Below are 17,685 nucleotides of genomic sequence, written 5' to 3' on the forward strand. Positions count from 1 at the left end.
CGACCGGGGCGACGCGAAATAATCGAAAACTATGTTCACTCATGGCACACAGATTGACCTGTGCACACAAGGCGAAAATTCTAGCATGACGAAGTCGACGAATTCCGATCGCCTATTGACCTTTGACGGCAGTCCGTTCCGGCTGCACCAGCCGTTTGAGCCGGCGGGCGACCAGCCTAACGCCATCGAGCAACTGACGATGGGCGTTCAGGACGGTTTGATGTACCAGACGCTGTTGGGCGTGACAGGTTCGGGCAAGACTTTCACCATGGCCAACGTGATCGCCCGCTGTGGCCGACCGGCCCTGGTGCTTGCGCACAACAAGACCTTGGCGGCGCAGTTGTATTCGGAGTTCAAGGAGTTCTTTCCCGAAAACGCGGTGGAGTATTTCGTGTCGTACTACGACTACTACCAGCCCGAGGCCTACGTGCCGTCGCGGGATCTGTTCATTGAGAAAGACTCCAGCATCAACGAGCACATCGAGCAGATGCGCCTGAGCGCCACCAAGAGCCTGATGGAGCGTCGCGATGTGGTGATCGTGGCCACGGTGTCATGCATTTACGGTATTGGTGACCCGGTTGATTATCACAGCATGGTGCTGCACCTGCGCGAAGGCGAGCGCATGGCGCATCGTGATCTGCTCCAGCGTCTGGTGAGCATGCAGTACGCGCGGGCCGACATCGACTTCCGGCGGGGCACGTTCCGGGTGCGTGGCGATGTGATCGATATCTTTCCGGCCGAAAACGCCGAACTTGCGGTACGGGTGGAGATGTTTGACGAGGAGATCGAACATCTCACGCTGTTCGACCCTCTCACAGGCCATCTCAAGCACAAATTGGTGCGCTTTACGGTGTATCCCTCAAGTCACTACGTTACGCCGCGTGCGACCGTTCTGAAGGCCATGGAAGGCATCAAGACCGAGCTACGCGATCGGATCGAATTTTTTCAGCACGGCGCCAAGCTGGTTGAAGCGCAGCGGATCGAGCAGCGCACCCGCTTTGACCTCGAAATGCTCAACGAGCTGGGGTTCTGCAAGGGCATCGAGAACTACTCCCGCCACATGTCGGGTCGCGCGCCCGGCGAGCCGCCGCCGACCCTGATCGACTATCTGCCGCCGGACGGGTTGCTGTTCGTCGATGAGTCCCATGTGAGCATTCCGCAAGTCGGCGCCATGTACAAGGGCGACCGGTCGCGCAAAGAGAATCTGGTCGGCTACGGCTTCCGGCTGCCCTCGGCCATGGACAATCGCCCGCTCAAGTTTGAAGAGTTCGAGGGGATGATGCCGCAGACGCTGTTCGTGTCGGCGACACCTGGAAAATACGAAGCCGAACATCAGGCTCAGGTCATCGAGCAAGTGGTGCGCCCCACCGGGCTGGTCGACCCGATCATCGAGGTGCGTCCGGCGGTCACCCAGGTTGATGATTTGCTCAGTGAAATCAAGCGGCGAACCGACAAAACCGAGCGGGTGCTGGTCACCACGCTCACCAAACGCATGTCCGAAGACCTGACCGACTACATGCTCGAGAACGGTATCCGGGTACGCTATCTGCACTCGGATATCGAGACCGTCGAGCGGGTCGAGATCATCCGGGATTTGCGGCTCGGCGTGTTTGATGTGCTGATCGGCATCAATCTGCTGCGCGAAGGTCTCGATATTCCCGAAGTGTCACTGGTGGCCATTCTGGACGCCGATAAAGAGGGCTTCCTGCGATCCGAGCGCGCACTGATCCAGACGATTGGCCGTGCAGCGCGTCATGTGCACGGCACCGCGATTCTCTATGCAGATGTGATTACCGAGTCCATGCGCCGGGCAATGGCCGAAACCGAGAGACGTCGAGAAAAACAGACCGCCTACAATCTTGAGCACGGCATTACGCCGGCCTCGGTGGTGAAGCGCATCAAGGACATCATCGACGGCGTCTATGCGCCGCAGGATGATGTGTCAAAAGCGACCGGCAAGGCGGCGCCGGTTGACTATTCGGCCATGGACGAAAAAGCCTTGGCACGCGCCATTCGGCAGCTTGAAAAACAGATGCAGACCCATGCGCGCAATCTGGAGTTCGAAGAGGCCGCCAAGTTGCGCGATGAGCTGTTCCGCCTGCGCAGTCAGGCCTTTGGCGCTGATCGACACGATGAAATCTGAGGAGGCGAGGGCGACATTGGTGAAACGAATCTTGTTTGTCTGCACGGGCAATATCTGTCGATCGCCAACGGCAGAAGCCGTGGCACGTCACTGGTTGAAAATGGTCGGGCTCGATGGCGTGGTGAGTGTTGACTCCGCCGGCACACAGGGCGCCCATGCCGGTGAGCCGCCAGACCCGCGCAGCCAACGCACGGCGGCCATTCGTGGCTACGATCTGTCGCGGCTGCGGGCGCGCAAGCTGACCGAAGATGATTTTGCACGCTTCGATCTTTTGCTCGCGATGGATGCCGGACATCTGGCGGTCATGCAGCGCAAGTGCCCCCCCGAGTATCTGTCCAAAGTCCGGTTGTTTCTGAGCCTCGCCCCTGATTGTGGCCGGCTTGAGGTGCCCGACCCGTACTACGGTGCAGGGCGCGGGTTTGATGAGGTGCTCGATCTGTGCGAGACCGGCGTGCAGGGCCTGGTCGATATGCTCCGGGACATCCACTGACGTTCCTCGCCTGACGGCGCAATGAAAAAAGGCTCAGCCATGGTGCGCTGAGCCTTTTTTCTGGCCATTAGGCCGAACGGCGGAAAACCTTACTTCTGTGTTTCAACCTGCTGAAGCTCGCCTGCTTGCGGCATGGCCACCGGTGCCGGGCGCGGACGGCCCAAGGGCGTTGCCGGCGTCGTCACGGGTTGCGCCGTGGCTGCGTCCGGGCGTGTTTCGATCATGGTCAGGCCACTCTTGGCCAGATCGATCGGTGCGACCGCTGGTGCGGGGACCGGCTTCTCAGCGACCGGAGCGACCGGGGCGGGTGCCTCTTGCATCGGCTCAGCGGACACCGTGAGTTCTGCTTCTGGTGTTGCCGATTCGACTGCCGCGGCTTCTTCGACCGGTTCCGGCTCGGCTGCCGTCGGCGCTTGCGACACCTCGGGCGGAGTCACCTCGGCCGCGGGTGCAGCCATCTCCGTCGTTGCCGCCACCGGGGTGGTTTCAACGACTTCCGGCATTTCGAGCGACATCTGTGCCGTGGCGGGCTTGCTTGCAGCGGGCTCAGCAGTGACTGGCACCGCTTCAGCCGCAGGCGTGGCTTCCGCAGTGACCGGCGCAATGTCGGCCGCAGGGGCTTCGGCTGCAGCGGCGACTTCGGCGTGCGCTACCTCGGTGGTGTCAGCGACCGGTTCAGCGGTCTCTGAGGTCGCTTCGGTGGTGCTGTTGTCGTCTGCCGAGGCGTCGCCAGTGGCTTCGCCAGTGGCTTCGCCAGTGGCTTCGCCATTTTCGTTGCGGTTCTGACGCGAACGACGACGACGACGGCTGCGGCTGCGGCCCTCGGACGCTTCGTCGGAGGTGCCTGTATCGGCAGGCGCGGCGTTGGCGTCGTCTTCAGTCGCGTCGGATGCGACCGTCGCATCGGCGGTGGCCGCAGAGTCGTCTTGCGACTCGTCAGTCGTGTTGCTGTCCGCTGTGTCGTTCTGGCGACCACGACCGCGGCGGCTGCGGCGGCGGCGGTTGCCTGTGGACTCTTCGGTTTGTGTTGCCGCAACGGCCACGGCGCCGGCGGTGAGCGCATCGGCTTCAGCCGTTGCTTTGCCCGCTTCGTCGTTTGCCTGAACATCGACTTGCGCTTCGTCGTTGCGATTGCCACCGCGACGATTCCGCCCGCGACGGTTGTTGCCGCGTGCCTCGTCGTTGTCGGCGCGGCTCTCACGCGGCTGGCGGCCCTCGGCTTGAGCCTCGTTGCGGCCGCCTTCCTTTCGATCGCCACGGTCGTTGCGGTCATTGCGTTCACCACGACGGCCGCGCCCACGGCGGTTGTCGCCTCGGGAGGACTCATCGCGTGACGACTCGCTGCGCTTGCGGCGCGGGGCTTCAGCGGCGGGCGTTTCGACCGCCGGTGCCTCGGAGCTGAACAGACGCTTCACCCAGCCGAAGAATCCGCCCGATGTTGCCGGCACTGCAGCGACGGCAGGCGCGTCCTCTTTGGGCGCAACCACTGGTGCGGGCTGTGCCGGCGAGATGCCGCGAACGGCTGCTTCGGCACGCGCGGGCTTTTTGCTGTCTTCGATGGCGGCATCGGCGTAATTCACCTCGGCCGGCATCTGCACCATCTGGTAGCTCGGTAGGGCGGCTTCGTCCTGGTTGAGCTGGTCGTGGCGCAGGCGGACGATTTCGTGTTGCGGGGTTTCGAGGTGGCGGTTCGGCACAATCAGCAGATTGACCTTGTGGCGCAGCTCGATGTGGGCGATGTCGACCCGCTTCTCGTTGAGCAGGAAGGTGGCGACATCGACCGGCACCTGAACGTGCACAGCGCCGGTGTTTTCCTTCATCGCCTCTTCTTCGAGAATGCGGACGATGTGCAGCGCCGACGACTCGGTGCTGCGGATGTGGCCGGTGCCGCTGCAACGCGGGCAGGGGATGTAGCTGGTTTCGGCCAGGGCCGGACGCAGGCGCTGACGCGACAGCTCGAGCAGGCCGAAGCGACTGATCTTGCCGGTCTGGACGCGGGCGCGGTCATGGCGCAACGCATCGCGCAGGCGGTTTTCGACTTCGCGCTGGTTCTTGCTCGACTCCATGTCGATGAAGTCGATGACAATCAGACCACCGAGGTCGCGCAGACGCAACTGGCGGGCCACTTCGTCGGCCGCTTCCAGGTTGGTGCGCAGGGCGGTCTCTTCGATGTCGGCGCCCTTGGTGGCACGACCGGAGTTCACGTCGACCGACACCAGGGCTTCAGTGTGATCGATGACCACGGCGCCGCCGGAGGGCAGGGTGACCTGACGACCATAGGCCGATTCGATCTGGTGCTCGATCTGGAAACGCGAGAACAGCGGCACGTCATCGTTGTAGCGCTTCACGCGATTGACGTTCTGCGGCATGACGTGGGCCATGAACTGGCGCGCCTGCTCGTAGACGTCGTCGGTGTCGATCAGGATCTCGCCGATATCGGGCTGGAAATAATCGCGAATGGCGCGGATGACCAGACTGCCTTCCTGATAGATCAGGAAGGCGCCCGCCTGCGCGTGGGCCGCGCCATCAATGGCACTCCACAATTGCAGGAGGTAGTTGAGGTCCCACTGGAGCTCTTCGGCGCTGCGGCCGATCGCTGCGGTGCGCGCGATCAGACTCATGCCGGCAGGCACTTCCAGAGCGTCCATGACTTCACGCAGTTCTGCGCGCTCGTCACCCTCGACGCGGCGCGATACGCCACCGCCACGCGGGTTGTTGGGCATCAGGACCAGATAACGACCGGCCAGAGAAATGTAGGTGGTCAGGGCTGCGCCCTTGTTGCCACGCTCATCTTTCTCGACCTGAACGATCAGTTCCTGACCTTCCTTGAGGACGTCCTGCGGGCGCACGCGCCCCTGCCCGTCGCCACCGGCGCCCAGGTAGTTGCGGCCAATTTCCTTGAACGGAAGAAAGCCGTGGCGGTCTGCCCCGTAATCAACAAAAGCGGCTTCCAGGCTGGGTTCAACCCGGGTAATGACTGCCTTGTAAATGTTGCTCTTGCGTTGTTCTTTTGCGGCCGATTCGATATCGAGGTCGATCAGTTTCTGACCATCAACGATCGCGACGCGTAGTTCTTCGGCTTGCGTCGCATTGAAAAGCATGCGTTTCATGGGTTCGTTCTCCCGCGTGTTCCACACGGGCAGGACGAGCGGCGCGCACCATCGTGCGAGACGGAGTCTTGCGAGTTATCTTTTTAGGAAAACGGCTCTCATCCGGTAAGTTCTAGCTGTCGAAGGTGGGCTGGTCGATTCTCATGTTTCCCGCCCTAAGGGCCGGAACTTCTGATCCTGCGTGTGGGTGACGCGTATAAGCAAGAAGACAAATCAGGGTTTGCTTGCGTTACCATCGCAGCCTTTCAGGGCTGCGAGCGGAAACTGCTGACTGGCCGGGAACCACAAAAAACGGGTTCTTGTTGCCGTCGCGAGCATTGGCAATTCCGCACAAGGTCGCATGGCGCCGGACCAAACCGGTCAGAGCGCAAGTATATGGCAGGATGATGGCGCAAAGCAAAAAGCTTGAAGTTCGACATGAACAGATCGACGCGGAGTCGGAAGGTCAGCGCATCGATAACTATCTGATGCGCGTCCTCAAAGGCGTTCCGAAGAGTCACATCTATCGTCTTTTGCGCAGTGGTCAGGTGCGCGTCAATGGCCGACGGGCCAGTCAGACTTATAAGCTCCAGGTCGAAGACGTGGTGCGAATACCTCCGGTGCAAGTGAGCACGGCGAGCGAACACCGGGTGGTACCGGTCGGCAATGCGCTGCCGGTGATCTACGAAGATGATGCGCTGCTGGTCCTCGACAAACCGGCGGGGCAGGCGGTGCATGGTGGTAGCGGGGTGAGCTTTGGTGTAATTGAGCAGTTGCGCAAGCAGCGCCCCGACGCGCGACTGCTTGAACTGGCGCATCGCCTGGATCGCGAAACCTCCGGGCTGCTCATCGTGGCCAAGAAACGCACCGCATTGGCCGCCTTGCATGAGTTGATGCGCAATGGTGGGATCGAGAAGCACTACATCACGGTGGTCAGTGGTCGTTGGATGAACCCGCGCGAGCATATTCGTGCGCCGCTCTATAAATATTTGACCGCTGATGGCGAGCGACGCGTGCGGGTGCAGGCCGATGGCAAGGTGGCGCACAGTATCGTCACCTTGCGGCGACGCTGGAAAACGATGAGTGAGCTGGGCGTGGAACTCAAGACTGGGCGCACTCACCAGATCCGTGTGCATCTGACGAATCACGGCTTTCCGCTGGTGGGCGACGACAAGTACGGCGATTTCGCCCTGAACAAGCGTCTGGCGAAAGAATCTGGGCTTGCGCGGATGTTTCTCCATGCGGCGCGCTTGCAGTTTGTTCATCCATTGACCGGCAAGGAGATACGGGTCGAAGCGCCCTTGCCGCCGGAATTGCAGGCGTTTCTGAATCAACTGGATGCGAACGAGGTGAGAGATGCCGGCGAAGCGGTATGAGTTGATCGTGTTTGATTGGGACGGCACCTTGCTGGATTCGGCGGGCGCCATCGTGCGGGCCATCCAGGCGGCGAGCGGCGATCTTGGGCTGCCGGTTCCCGAGGACGCCCGCGCGCGTCATGTGATCGGTCTCGGGTTGGACGATGCCTTGCACTATGCGGTGCCAGAGCTGACAAAAAATCGTTACCCCGAAATGGTGGCGCGCTACCGGCACCACTATTTGTCGCGTGACCAGGAGCTGGTTCTGTTCGATGGCGTTGCATCGACCATTGCGTACCTGGCGGAACAGGGCTGGCTGCTGGCGGTGGCGACCGGCAAGAGCCGTGTCGGGCTGGATCGCGCCCTGGTGCATAGCGGCCTTGGTGCGTATTTTCACGCGACACGCTGTGCGGACGAGTGCTTTTCGAAGCCGCATCCGGCGATGCTCCAGGAGTTGATGAGCGAGTTGTCGGTTGCGCCTGAACAGACCTTGATGATCGGCGATACCACGCATGATCTGCAGATGGCGCAGAACGCTGGCGTCGATGGACTGGCCGTCAGTTTTGGCGCGCATGATGTCGATGCGCTTGCATCGGTGCCGTCAGTGGCCTTGTTGGCGACGCCTGCGGAACTGGATCAGTGGCTGCGCCAGAACGCCTGATCTGTGCGTCGGACGACCTCGCCGAGGGGGGCGACGGGGTGCGCTTCGAAGTGGATACAACGTCCGGGCGACTGCCCGCCTTCGTGGTTCGTTTCGAGGGGCAGCCGCGAGCCTTCGTGAATCAGTGCGCGCACGTGCCAGTCGAACTCGATTGGCAGGAGGGCGCCTTTTTCGATGCGGATGGCCGCTATCTTATTTGCGCCACTCACGGCGCGACCTACGACCCGGTGTCCGGCGCCTGTGTATTTGGCCCGTGTCGCGGCGCGGCGCTAAAAAAGCTCGCGGTGGTCGAGGTCGATGCTGCGGTCTGGCTGCTTGGCGCTGACGGTTAGGCGCGGGTCAGGCCAGCAGGAGAAATACCGTCGGGACTTTGCCCAGCTCCGGCAGCGCCTGTTTTTTCCAGTTCGCGACGCTGCGCGTTTGAATCCATTCGTCGGCTGTGGTGACGCCGCGTGCGATACATAGTCGTGTATTTGGCCGGCAGGTGGCGGCCAAGGATTCGAGCATGCGCTGGTTGCGGTAGGGGGTTTCGATAAACAGCTGGGTTTGCGATTTCTGTATTGATTCGGCCTCGAGCGACTTGATGGCCGCGGCGCGTTCGTTGTCGTGCACCGGCAGATAGCCGTGAAACGCAAACTGTTGTCCGTTCAGTCCCGAGGCCATGAGTGAAAGCAGCAGCGACGATGGGCCGACCAGCGGGACGACCTGTAGCCCCAAGTCGTGTGCAACTTCGACTAACAAGGCGCCAGGGTCCGCTACCGCCGGCACGCCGGCTTCCGACATCAGGCCGATGTGGGCGCCGTGCAGGGCAGGGGCCAGGAGCGCGCGCAGCGCCGTGGGTGTTGGCGTCTCGGGCAGGGGCTGGATATCCAACTCGCGCAACGGCATTGGGTGTTCGAGTCGCTTGAGGTCGGCGCGCGCGGTCTTGGCGTTTTCCACGACGAAGTGGCTCAATGCACGGGCGATGGCCGCGGCATCCTGCGGCAGCGTCGCTGTCCATGGGCTGTCGCCCAGGCTGGCGGGTACCAGGTAGAGTTTGCCGTGAGCGTTGCTCATGGAATAGCGACGCCTTCGGCGCGCAGCATCCGGGTGAGCGCGATCAGGGGCAGGCCGATCAGCGCGGTCGGGTCGTCGCAGCTCAGCGCTTCGAGCAGGCTGATGCCCAGGCCTTCGGCTTTGGCGCTGCCGGCGCAATCGAGCGGCATTTCCTTTTCAACGTAGCGGACGATTTCATCGTCGCTCAGGTCGCGGAAGTGCACCACGGTGGGGACACCTGCGACCTGGGTGTTGCCAGTGCTGCTGTTCACGAGGGCGACCGCGGTGTGGAACACCACGCGCTGTCCACGCATCTGTTGTAATTGCGCAACGGCTTTTGGCACGCTGCCGGGCTTGCCAAAACGCTGTGCGCCAAGGTGGGCGACCTGATCGCTCCCGATAATCAGGGCGTCCGGCGAACGCTCCACAAGCGCCTTGGCTTTGGCGATCGCCAGTCGCTCCGCGGTTTGATCCGGCATCTCACCGTCAAGTGGCGCTTCATCGACATCGGGGCGCGCGACCACGAAAGGCAGGCCGAGGCGCTCCAGCAACTGGCGTCGGTATATGGAGGTGGAGGCGAGGATCAGAGGCATGGCGCAGAAGGCAGTTGGGCTTTGACACGGGTAATCGAAAATACTATCATGCGCCGCTTATGTCGCGAGATACCTACGTGATTGATTCGCTGGTCTTCGCGCGCGAAGGTAGGCAGAAGGCAGGGCGGGAGCCAGTAAGCGGCTTTGAACGCCTGTCCAGTCTGGTATGCGCGCCGTCGGGTGATGTGGATTTCACCGTGACGGGTGTGCAGAACAACCAGGATGAATCCTTTCTTGAGATCGCTGCGAGCTGCACTTTGGTGCTGCGGTGCGAGCGGTGTCTTGAAGCGATGTCCTGGCCAGTCGAGGTCTCCGGTCGTTTGTTGCTTGTCCCGCAGGGTAAGCCGATGCCGGATGAAGATCTCGAGGTGGATGAATACGATCCGATTCGAGCAGATAGCGCCCTTGAGGTGCTGCCGCTGGTTGAGGAAGAGATTCTGCTCGGAATGCCCTTTGCGCCGAGGCACGAACACTGTGAAGCGCCGCTGCCTTTGGGCGGTGCTGTTAAAAAATCGCCGTTTGCCGTACTCGAAGGTTTGAATACGACAAGAGGCACTGAAAAATGATTGCTCCAAGGAGTTTTTGCAATGGCTGTTCAACAGAACAAAAAATCGCCCTCCAAGCGTGGCATGCGTCGTTCGCACGACGGCCTGACCGCGGCACCTTTGGCGGTTGAGTCGACCACGGGTGAAGTTCACCTGCGTCACCACATCAGCCCGAACGGTTTCTACCGCGGCAAAAAAGTCATCAAGACCAAGGGCGAGTAAGCCTTGTCGAAGAATTCGGCGCGACGCGTCCTGCGTTCGCGCCGTTTTTTCGTCCCTATCCCCCCTGAATTACTGACCCGACGTCGATGAATGTAACTATTGCTGTCGACTGCATGGGTGGCGATCACGGCCCGTCCGTGACGGTTCCTGCTGTCTGTGATTTTCTCAAGCGCGGTGCTGGCCCTCAGATTGTGCTGGTTGGCCGGGCCGAAGCCATTGAGCCTCACTTGGCCGCGATGCCGGCAGAGGTGCGCCAGCGCGTGCGCATACAGGCCGCAAGCGAAGTGGTCGGGATGGACGAGCCACCCGCGACGGCGATGCGCAACAAGAAAGATTCGTCGATGCGGGTGGCCATCAATCTGGTCAAATCGGGTGAGGCGCAGGCCGCGGTATCTGCGGGAAATACCGGTGCGCTGATGGCGATCTCTCGCTTTGTCCTCAAGACCTTGCCGGGTGTCGATCGACCGGCGATTGCCTCAATTCTGCCTTCGATGCGCGGCCGTACCTATGTGCTGGATCTTGGTGCCAATGTCGACTGCACGGCAGAGCACCTGCTTCAGTTCGGTATCATGGGTGCCAGCCTGGTCGCGGCGGTTGAGCATATTGACCGACCCACCGTGGGACTGCTCAATATCGGTGAAGAAGAAATCAAGGGTAATGAGGTGGTGAAGCGTGCCGCCGAGTTGTTGCGGGGGAGTGGTCTGAATTACTTTGGCAATGTCGAAGGTAACGATATTTTCAAAGGCACCACCAATGTGGTCGTGTGCGATGGGTTTGTCGGTAACGTTGCGCTGAAAGCGTCCGAAGGGCTCGCTCAGATGATGGCCACCTTCCTGCGTGAAGAGTTTGGTCGTAACCTCCTGACCAAAGTCTTGGCGGTGCTGGCGATGCCAGTGCTGACACGTTTCAAGGGGCGGGTGGATCACCGGCGCTACAATGGCGCAGCCTTGGTCGGCTTGCGCGGCGTGGTGGTCAAGAGTCATGGCTCTGCCGATGCGTTTGCGTTTGAGCAAGCCATAGCGCGGGCGGCCGAGGCGGCAGGTAACCGTTTGCTAGAGCGCATTACCGAGCGGATGGGAATGCGGGAGGACGCTGAATGATTTACGCGCGAATCGCCGGGACGGGCAGTTGTTTGCCAGGCACGCCGGTGACCAATGATGATCTGGTGGCACGCGGCATTGATACGTCGGACGAATGGATCGCCACCCGTACTGGGATTCGGGCGCGCCATTTCGCGGCCGACGGACAGAATTCGAGTGACCTGGCAGAAACCGCATCGCGCCGAGCCATTGAGGCGGCGGGTATTCAGGCTGACGATATTGATCTGATCATCGTTGCGACCTCGACCCCGGATTATATTTTCCCGAGCACGGCGGCACTGTTGCAAGCGCGACTCGGTATTCGCAACGAGAGCCCCGCGTTTGACGTCCAGGCCGTTTGCAGTGGCTTTGTTTACGCATTGTCTGTGGCCGAGAAGTTCATCCGCTCCGGTAGCCACAAGAAGGCGCTGGTTGTCGGTGCCGAAGTGTTTTCTCGGATTCTCGACTGGAATGACCGGACGACCTGTGTGTTGTTTGGTGACGGTGCCGGCGCCATTGTGCTTGAAGCGTCGGATCAGCCGGGTATTCTTGCGACGGCATTGCATGCCGACGGTGCACACAACGAGATTTTGTGTGTGCCGGGAACCGTTGCGTCGGGCAAGGTGTTGGGCGATCCCTTCCTGCGCATGGACGGGCAGGCCGTGTTCAAATTTGCTGTCAAAGTGCTCGGTGATGTGGCGCAGGAAGTGCTCGCGGCAACGGGCTCGACCGTGGACGAGGTCGACTGGTTGATTCCGCACCAGGCAAATGTCCGTATTATTCAGTCCACCGCAAAGCGCCTCGGCTTGCCTTTGGAGCGCGTGGTCAGTACCGTCGCGAGCCACGGCAATACGTCGGCCGCGTCGATTCCGCTGGCGCTCGATACCGCGATTCGCGATGGCCGCGTCCAGCGCGGGCAGCGGCTGGTGCTCGAAGGTGTGGGTGGCGGCTTTACCTGGGGCGCTGCGCTGGTTCAGTATTGAGTCAGGCTGTTCAAGGAATAATAATGAAGTTTGCTCTGGTTTTTCCCGGTCAGGGTTCGCAAGCGGTTGGCATGATGGCGGCGTATGGCGATTCGCCTGAAATCCGTCAAACCTTCCAGGAAGCGTCCGACGCGCTTGGCGAAGATTTGTGGACCATGGTTGCCGATGGCCCTGCTGAGTTGCTGTCTCAGACCGTTAATACGCAGCCGCTGATGCTCACGGCCGGCGTTGCGGTCTATCGCGCCTGGTTGGCGGCGGGCGGCCCGGTGCCTGATGTGGTGGCCGGCCATAGTCTGGGTGAATACAGCGCGCTGGTGGCTGCCGGGGTGTTGAAATTTTCGGACGCCGTGCCGCTGGTGCGTTTTCGCGCCGCGGCCATGCAAGCGGCCGTGCCTGCGGGCCAGGGGGCCATGGCGGCCTTGCTTGGCCTGAATGCCGAGGCCGTGATTGCGGTATGTGCCGAAGTGGCCGAGGGCGATGTTGTCGAAGCCGCGAATTTGAATGCCCCGGGGCAAATCGTCATTGCCGGTAATACCGCTGCAGTGGAACGCGCTATGGCCCTGGCGAAAACACGCGGCGCCAAGCGCGCGGTGCTGCTTCCGGTGAGTGCGCCGTTCCACTGCGCCCTGATGAAGCCTGCCGCGGTGCAGTTGGCGGAGCGTCTGGCATCTGTTGAGTTGAATGCGCCCAGCATTCCTGTGCTGAATAACGTCGATGTTGCGGTGTGCTCGTCAGCGACGGATATTCGCGATGCCTTGGTGCGTCAGGCGTATTCTCCGGTGCGCTGGATCGAATCCGTGGAGGCGATCGCTGCGCGCGGTGCATCTTCCGTGATTGAATGCGGCCCGGGCAAAGTGCTGGCCGGTCTCACGAAGCGCATCGTTCGCGATGTGCAGGGCACGACACTGGTCGATGAAGCCTCGATTCAAGAGGCGATTGCTTTGGTGAAGGAAGGCGCATGACGAAAGTACTTGAGGGTCAGATTGCATTGGTGACGGGCGCGTCCCGCGGTATTGGCCGAGCCATTGCCATGGAACTGGCAGGAATGGGGGCGACCGTGATCGGTACCGCCACGTCTGACGCCGGTGCGGCTGATATTGCCAAGGCCCTGGCTGAAGGCGGCTTTAGTGGCACCGGCCTGGCTTTGAATGTGACCGATGCCGCAGCCAGCGAGGCAGCGATCGCTACGATCGAAAAAGAATTTGGCGCGGTTGGTATTTTGGTTAACAACGCCGGCATCACCCGTGACAACCTTGCCATGCGCATGAAGGATGACGAATGGGATGCCGTCGTCGATACCAATCTCAAGGCCGTGTTCCGTATGTCGCGTCTTGTGATGCGGGGCATGATGAAGGCGCGCCACGGTCGCATCATCAACGTGACCTCGGTGGTTGGTAGCTCCGGTAACCCGGGGCAGGCCAATTACGCTGCCGCCAAAGCCGGCGTGGCGGGCATGGCACGTGCGCTGGCGCGTGAGTTGGGCAGCCGGAATATCACGGTCAATTGTGTTGCGCCGGGCTTCATCGATACCGACATGACCCGTGCGCTGCCTGATGGCGCACGTGAGGCATTGACGGGGCAGATCGCGGCCGGACGCCTTGGAAAACCTGAAGAAATTGCAGCTGCGGTGGGCTTTTTGGCATCGCCAGCTGCGTCCTATGTCACTGGTACGACCTTGCATGTCAATGGTGGCATGTACATGGCGTAAACTTGACGCTATGGGTGCGCTACCTTTTTGGTAGAATACGCCCGCCTTAACTACATACCCGCATATCCGGGAAGGAGCTATTTCATGGAGAACATCGAACAACGCGTCAAGAAAATCGTCGCGGAGCAACTCGGTGTTAACGAGTCCGAAATCAAGAACGAGTCCTCGTTCGTGGACGATCTTGGTGCTGATTCGCTGGACACCGTGGAACTGGTGATGGCACTCGAGGAAGAGTTTGAGTGCGAGATTCCGGACGAAGAGGCTGAGAAGATCACCTCCGTGCAGCAAGCGATCGACTACGTGACTGCGCATCTGAGCAAGTAATCAACTGATATCGGAGCGAACATTGACCCGTCGCAGAGTTGTTGTGACCGGCCTGGGGATCGTATCTCCAGTCGGAAATACCATCCCGGATGCTTGGGACAACATTGTAAATGGCCGCTCCGGCATCACGGAGATTACGCGCTTTGACGCGTCGGCCTTCCCGGTGCGTATCGCCGGGGAGGTCCAGAATTTTGATGTCGGCACCTATCTGTCGCCCAAAGAGGCACGACGGATGGATACCTTCATCCACTTCGGTATGGCCGCCGGAATGCAGGCCGTGCGCGATGCCGGGCTTGAGGGCGTCACTGGTGCGGACGCTGAGAGAATCGGTGTGAACATCGGTTCGGGCATCGGCGGTTTGCCGATGATCGAGGCAACGCACGATGACTACCTTCGGGCGGGTCATCGCAAGATTTCGCCGTTTTTCATCCCGGGCACCATCATCAACATGATCGCCGGTCATCTGTCGATCATGTATGGCTTCAAGGGGCCGTGCCTGGCCATGGTGACGGCATGTACCACGGCCACTCACTGTATTGGCGAAGCGGCACGCATGATCAAGTACGGTGACGTCGATGTGATGGTCGCCGGTGGTGCCGAGGCCACGATCACGCCGTTGGCCATCGGTGGTTTCGCTTCGGCGAAAGCGCTGTCGACCCGCAATGACGACCCCGCAACCGCGAGTCGTCCGTGGGATTCAGGGCGTGATGGTTTCGTGCTGGGCGAAGGTGCCGGCGTGGTGGTGCTCGAGGAATACGAGCGCGCAAAAGCCCGTGGCGCCAAGATTTATGCCGAGGTGGTGGGTTACGGCCTGAGCGCGGACGCCTATCATATGACCGCGCCTTGCGAGGACGGTGATGGCGCAGCCCGCTCGATGACCAACGCCATCCGTGACGCCAAGTTGTTGCCGACCGATTTCGACTATATCAACGCACACGGCACCTCGACGCCGTTGGGCGATGTGGCTGAAACCGTGGCGGTGAAACGCTGCTTTGGCGAACATGCCAAGGATCTGGTAGTCAGCTCCACCAAATCCATGACGGGTCACTTGCTCGGCGCTGCTGGCGGCGTTGAGGCGGTGTTCACGGCGCTAGCCGTACATCATCAGATTGCACCGCCGACGATCAATATCGTTGATCAGGACCCTGCCTGCGATCTGGATTACGCGGCCAACAAGGCACGGCCGATGGATATCCGTGTCGCCCTGTCGAACTCTTTCGGGTTCGGTGGTACGAACGGGACCTTGGCGCTGGCCCGAGTCTAAAAGACATGACGGAGGCGGTGTTCCGCCTGCCGCTTACGCTGGAATTGAAGCCGTCGCGCTACCTGCGCCATCTATTGATGGTCTCAGGTGGTGTGGCGGCTTTGTTTTTGGTCGTGACGCCGGGCGTCAGTGCATGGTTGAGTGCGGGCTGGGTCGCCGCATGGGCCGTACTGTCGGTATTGGCATGTTGGCGCCCCGGCACGTCTCGACACCTGACGCTGCTGCCGGACGGGTGCTGGGTTGCGCCCGGCGAAGTGGCAGCGTGCGAGCTCGCGGCGTCGAGCGTGGATCTCTTTGGCGTGTTCTGGCTGCATGGCTGCAGCGAGGACGGGCGACGTCATGCGGTTATGGTCATGCCGGACGCGGTGGCGCACCCGGAAGGATGGCGCTGGTTGTGTGTCTGGTTTCGCAATGCGCCGGGTCGTCATCCGGAGTCGCCTTGCACCTGAACTACTTCGCCGACGTTTTCCGTGGACGAAGTACCGTGTCGCGCGGCCGTGACTGAGTCCCTGGATAGTCTCGGCTGAAATGCAGACCGCGGCTTTCCTTGCGTCGCAGCGCACTGCGTACAATCAGATCGGCGGTGGTGACCAGGTTGCGCAGCTCGATCAAGTCATTGGTGACCCGGAAGTTGGCGTAAAACTCGTCGATCTCGCGGGTCAGCAGCCGAATGCGGTGTTGTGCGCGCAGCAGGCGTTTGTTGGTGCGGACAATGCCGACGTAGTCCCACATGAAGCGGCGCAATTCTTCCCAGTTGTGGGAGATCACGATTTCCTCGTCGGCATCGGTTACCCGGCTTTCGTCCCATGGCGGCAGGGGCAGGGGAGGGAGGACGGGCTGCGCCAGAATGGCGTCGGCAATGCCCTCGCTGAATACCACACATTCCAGAAGCGAGTTGCTGGCCAGGCGGTTGGCGCCGTGCAGGCCGGTGCAGGTGGCCTCGCCAACGGCGTAGAGGCCGGGGAGGTCGGTGCGACCCTGCAGGTCGGTGACGATACCGCCGCAGGTGTAGTGGGCGGCTGGCACCACGGGAATCGGCTGGCGGGTGATGTCGATGCCCAGCTCCTGACAGCGCGCGAGAATGGTGGGGAAGTGCGATTTCAGGAATTCGGCGGGTTTGTGGCTGATGTCGAGGAACACACAGTCCAGGCCGCGTTTCTTCATTTCAAAGTCGATGGCACGCGCGACGATGTCGCGTGGTGCAAGCTCTGCGCGCGGGTCATGCTCGGGCATGAAGCGCTCGCCGCTGGGCAGGCGTAGCAATCCGCCTTCACCACGAACTGCTTCTGACACCAGGAAGGACTTGGCTTGCGGGTGATACAGGCAGGTCGGGTGAAACTGGATGAACTCCATGTTCGCCACCCGGCAACCGGCCCGCCACGCCATGGCGATTCCGTCGCCTGTCGCGGTGTCGGGGTTGGTCGTGTAGACGTAGACTTTGCCGGCGCCACCTGTGGCCAGCACCGTGGCAGAGGCGCGAAGGGTCTTGACATGCTCGTTGTCGATATCGAGAACATATGCTCCAAGACAGCCACGATCAGTCTGTCCCAGCTTGCTGCCGGGGATAAGGTCAATCGCGATATGTCGCTCGAGCACGGTAATGTTCGGGTGGGCTGCGACTTGGTGACTGAGCGTGGCCTGGACCGCCGCGCCGGTGGCGTCGGCAGCATGGATGATCCGCCGGTGGCTATGGCCGCCCTCGCGGGTCAGGTGGTAGCCGGTGGGGGTGTCCTCGTCACGGGTAAATGGTACACCGCGATCAATCAGCCACTCGATGGCGCGGCGGCTGTTTTCGACGACATGTTGTGTGGCGGCGCGGCTGTTGAGCCCGGCGCCGGCATCGAATGTGTCAGACACGTGTGACTCGACGCTGTCGGCCGGATCCAGGACGGCGGCAATGCCGCCTTGCGCCCAGGCACTGGCGCTGTCGCTGAGCGTCCGTTTGGTGACAATCACCACTCGGCGGTGTTCTGCCAGACGCAACGCGAGTGACTGGCCGGCCAGGCCGCTTCCGATAATGGCGACGTCGAAGGTTTCCACCGACAGGTTCCAGCGAAATTTAGGTCGGCGCCAACTATATCACTCGGTGTCATGCCGCTGGTGATACAAAAACCCTTGCGCTGTCTGAACTATTCGCAGAATGAGGAGTCGATTGCTCAGGTTGATGTGTTTTTGGCGTGAGGCACCGGGTTGG

Annotated in this window: 18 protein-coding genes; 14 read left to right on the top strand and 4 right to left on the bottom strand. The window is 61.2% G+C overall.

Features of this window, described 5'->3' with window-relative positions:
- Positions 1-85: 85 nt before the first annotated feature.
- Complete coding sequence (uvrB, locus tag FHP91_RS16050; protein ID WP_144310537.1) at positions 86-2,143, top strand: excinuclease ABC subunit UvrB; 2,058 nt, start codon at positions 86-88, stop codon at positions 2,141-2,143.
- A 19-nt stretch (positions 2,144-2,162) separates the two neighbouring features.
- Positions 2,163-2,633 carry a low molecular weight protein-tyrosine-phosphatase gene (locus tag FHP91_RS16055; protein WP_144177249.1) on the top strand — a complete coding sequence of 157 codons (471 nt, stop codon included), beginning with the start codon at positions 2,163-2,165 and terminating at the stop codon, positions 2,631-2,633.
- 89 nt (positions 2,634-2,722) lie between these two features.
- Here FHP91_RS16055 and FHP91_RS16060 read toward each other — a convergent pair whose 3' ends face one another.
- Positions 2,723-5,743, bottom strand: a complete 3,021-nt coding sequence (locus FHP91_RS16060; protein WP_144310538.1) for an Rne/Rng family ribonuclease — start codon at positions 5,741-5,743, stop codon at positions 2,723-2,725.
- 383 nt (positions 5,744-6,126) lie between these two features.
- Between FHP91_RS16060 and FHP91_RS16065 the strand changes: the two genes are divergently transcribed.
- From FHP91_RS16065 to FHP91_RS16075, 3 genes are read left to right on the top strand one after another with little or no spacing between them, the layout of a single operon-like run.
- On the top strand, positions 6,127-7,098 hold the full coding sequence (locus FHP91_RS16065; protein ID WP_144310709.1) for an RluA family pseudouridine synthase: 972 nt from the start codon (positions 6,127-6,129) through the stop codon (positions 7,096-7,098).
- On the top strand, positions 7,079-7,738 hold the full coding sequence (locus FHP91_RS16070) for an HAD-IA family hydrolase (RefSeq protein ID WP_144310539.1): 660 nt from the start codon (positions 7,079-7,081) through the stop codon (positions 7,736-7,738). The genes FHP91_RS16065 and FHP91_RS16070 overlap by 20 nt, the downstream gene beginning before the upstream one ends.
- On the top strand, positions 7,717-8,070 hold the full coding sequence (locus FHP91_RS16075) for a Rieske (2Fe-2S) protein (protein WP_144310540.1): 354 nt from the start codon (positions 7,717-7,719) through the stop codon (positions 8,068-8,070). Before FHP91_RS16070 ends, FHP91_RS16075 begins: the two co-directional genes overlap by 22 nt.
- A gap of 7 nt (positions 8,071-8,077) precedes the next feature.
- Here FHP91_RS16075 and FHP91_RS16080 read toward each other — a convergent pair whose 3' ends face one another.
- On the bottom strand, positions 8,078-8,794 hold the full coding sequence (locus tag FHP91_RS16080) for an SAM-dependent methyltransferase (RefSeq protein ID WP_144310541.1): 717 nt from the start codon (positions 8,792-8,794) through the stop codon (positions 8,078-8,080).
- Positions 8,791-9,366: a Maf family nucleotide pyrophosphatase gene (locus tag FHP91_RS16085; RefSeq protein WP_144310542.1), complete on the bottom strand. Its 576-nt coding sequence runs from the start codon at positions 9,364-9,366 to the stop codon at positions 8,791-8,793. The genes FHP91_RS16080 and FHP91_RS16085 overlap by 4 nt, the downstream gene beginning before the upstream one ends.
- A gap of 77 nt (positions 9,367-9,443) precedes the next feature.
- Here FHP91_RS16085 and FHP91_RS16090 point away from each other — a divergent pair, with 77 nt between their 5' ends.
- The 9 genes from FHP91_RS16090 to FHP91_RS16130 all read left to right on the top strand — a co-directional run bounded on the left by FHP91_RS16090 (position 9,444) and on the right by FHP91_RS16130 (position 15,940).
- Complete coding sequence (locus FHP91_RS16090) at positions 9,444-9,932, top strand: YceD family protein (RefSeq protein ID WP_186301587.1); 489 nt, start codon at positions 9,444-9,446, stop codon at positions 9,930-9,932.
- Between the two features lie 21 nt (positions 9,933-9,953).
- On the top strand, positions 9,954-10,133 hold the full coding sequence (gene rpmF, locus FHP91_RS16095; RefSeq protein WP_144176624.1) for a 50S ribosomal protein L32: 180 nt from the start codon (positions 9,954-9,956) through the stop codon (positions 10,131-10,133).
- 86 nt (positions 10,134-10,219) lie between these two features.
- A complete protein-coding gene (plsX, locus tag FHP91_RS16100) occupies positions 10,220-11,233 on the top strand; it encodes a phosphate acyltransferase PlsX (protein ID WP_144310544.1) in 1,014 nt (337 codons plus the stop codon).
- Positions 11,230-12,195: a beta-ketoacyl-ACP synthase III gene (locus FHP91_RS16105; protein ID WP_144310545.1), complete on the top strand. Its 966-nt coding sequence runs from the start codon at positions 11,230-11,232 to the stop codon at positions 12,193-12,195. The genes plsX and FHP91_RS16105 overlap by 4 nt, the downstream gene beginning before the upstream one ends.
- Before the next feature lie 23 nt (positions 12,196-12,218).
- The gene (fabD, locus tag FHP91_RS16110) at positions 12,219-13,157 is read left to right on the top strand and encodes an ACP S-malonyltransferase (RefSeq protein WP_144310546.1); all 939 of its coding nucleotides are present in this window, start codon (positions 12,219-12,221) and stop codon (positions 13,155-13,157) included.
- Positions 13,154-13,903 (top strand): 3-oxoacyl-ACP reductase FabG, encoded by a 750-nt coding sequence (gene fabG / locus FHP91_RS16115; RefSeq protein WP_144310547.1) that lies wholly within the window; start codon positions 13,154-13,156, stop codon positions 13,901-13,903. Before fabD ends, fabG begins: the two co-directional genes overlap by 4 nt.
- An 84-nt stretch (positions 13,904-13,987) precedes the next feature.
- On the top strand, positions 13,988-14,227 hold the full coding sequence (gene acpP, locus FHP91_RS16120; protein ID WP_144176619.1) for an acyl carrier protein: 240 nt from the start codon (positions 13,988-13,990) through the stop codon (positions 14,225-14,227).
- Positions 14,228-14,249: 22 nt separating this feature from the next.
- Entirely contained in the window at positions 14,250-15,491 is a 1,242-nt protein-coding gene (fabF, locus tag FHP91_RS16125) for a beta-ketoacyl-ACP synthase II (protein ID WP_144310548.1), read from the top strand.
- A 5-nt stretch (positions 15,492-15,496) separates the two neighbouring features.
- Positions 15,497-15,940, top strand: a complete 444-nt coding sequence (locus FHP91_RS16130; RefSeq protein ID WP_144310549.1) for a protein YgfX — start codon at positions 15,497-15,499, stop codon at positions 15,938-15,940.
- Between the two features lies 1 nt (position 15,941).
- Here the strand turns inward: FHP91_RS16130 and nadB are convergent, their stop codons facing one another.
- Positions 15,942-17,531, bottom strand: a complete 1,590-nt coding sequence (nadB, locus tag FHP91_RS16135) for an L-aspartate oxidase (RefSeq protein WP_391527575.1) — start codon at positions 17,529-17,531, stop codon at positions 15,942-15,944.
- Between the last annotated feature and the right edge of the window lie 154 nt (positions 17,532-17,685).

It is taken from the genome of Denitromonas halophila (genome assembly GCF_007625155.1).
GTDB classification, from domain to species: Bacteria; Pseudomonadota; Gammaproteobacteria; order Burkholderiales; family Rhodocyclaceae; genus Nitrogeniibacter; species Nitrogeniibacter halophilus.

Coding starts and splice junctions, on each gene's coding strand:
- uvrB (WP_144310537.1), top strand. CDS start 86: ATGACGAAGTCGACGAATTCCGATCGCCTATTGACCTTTGACGGCAGT.
- FHP91_RS16060 (WP_144310538.1), bottom strand. CDS start 5,743: ATGAAACGCATGCTTTTCAATGCGACGCAAGCCGAAGAACTACGCGTC.
- FHP91_RS16065 (WP_144310709.1), top strand. CDS start 6,127: ATGATGGCGCAAAGCAAAAAGCTTGAAGTTCGACATGAACAGATCGAC.
- FHP91_RS16070 (WP_144310539.1), top strand. CDS start 7,079: ATGCCGGCGAAGCGGTATGAGTTGATCGTGTTTGATTGGGACGGCACC.
- FHP91_RS16080 (WP_144310541.1), bottom strand. CDS start 8,794: ATGAGCAACGCTCACGGCAAACTCTACCTGGTACCCGCCAGCCTGGGC.
- FHP91_RS16085 (WP_144310542.1), bottom strand. CDS start 9,366: ATGCCTCTGATCCTCGCCTCCACCTCCATATACCGACGCCAGTTGCTG.
- rpmF (WP_144176624.1), top strand. CDS start 9,954: ATGGCTGTTCAACAGAACAAAAAATCGCCCTCCAAGCGTGGCATGCGT.
- plsX (WP_144310544.1), top strand. CDS start 10,220: ATGAATGTAACTATTGCTGTCGACTGCATGGGTGGCGATCACGGCCCG.
- FHP91_RS16105 (WP_144310545.1), top strand. CDS start 11,230: ATGATTTACGCGCGAATCGCCGGGACGGGCAGTTGTTTGCCAGGCACG.
- fabD (WP_144310546.1), top strand. CDS start 12,219: ATGAAGTTTGCTCTGGTTTTTCCCGGTCAGGGTTCGCAAGCGGTTGGC.
- fabG (WP_144310547.1), top strand. CDS start 13,154: ATGACGAAAGTACTTGAGGGTCAGATTGCATTGGTGACGGGCGCGTCC.
- acpP (WP_144176619.1), top strand. CDS start 13,988: ATGGAGAACATCGAACAACGCGTCAAGAAAATCGTCGCGGAGCAACTC.
- FHP91_RS16130 (WP_144310549.1), top strand. CDS start 15,497: ATGACGGAGGCGGTGTTCCGCCTGCCGCTTACGCTGGAATTGAAGCCG.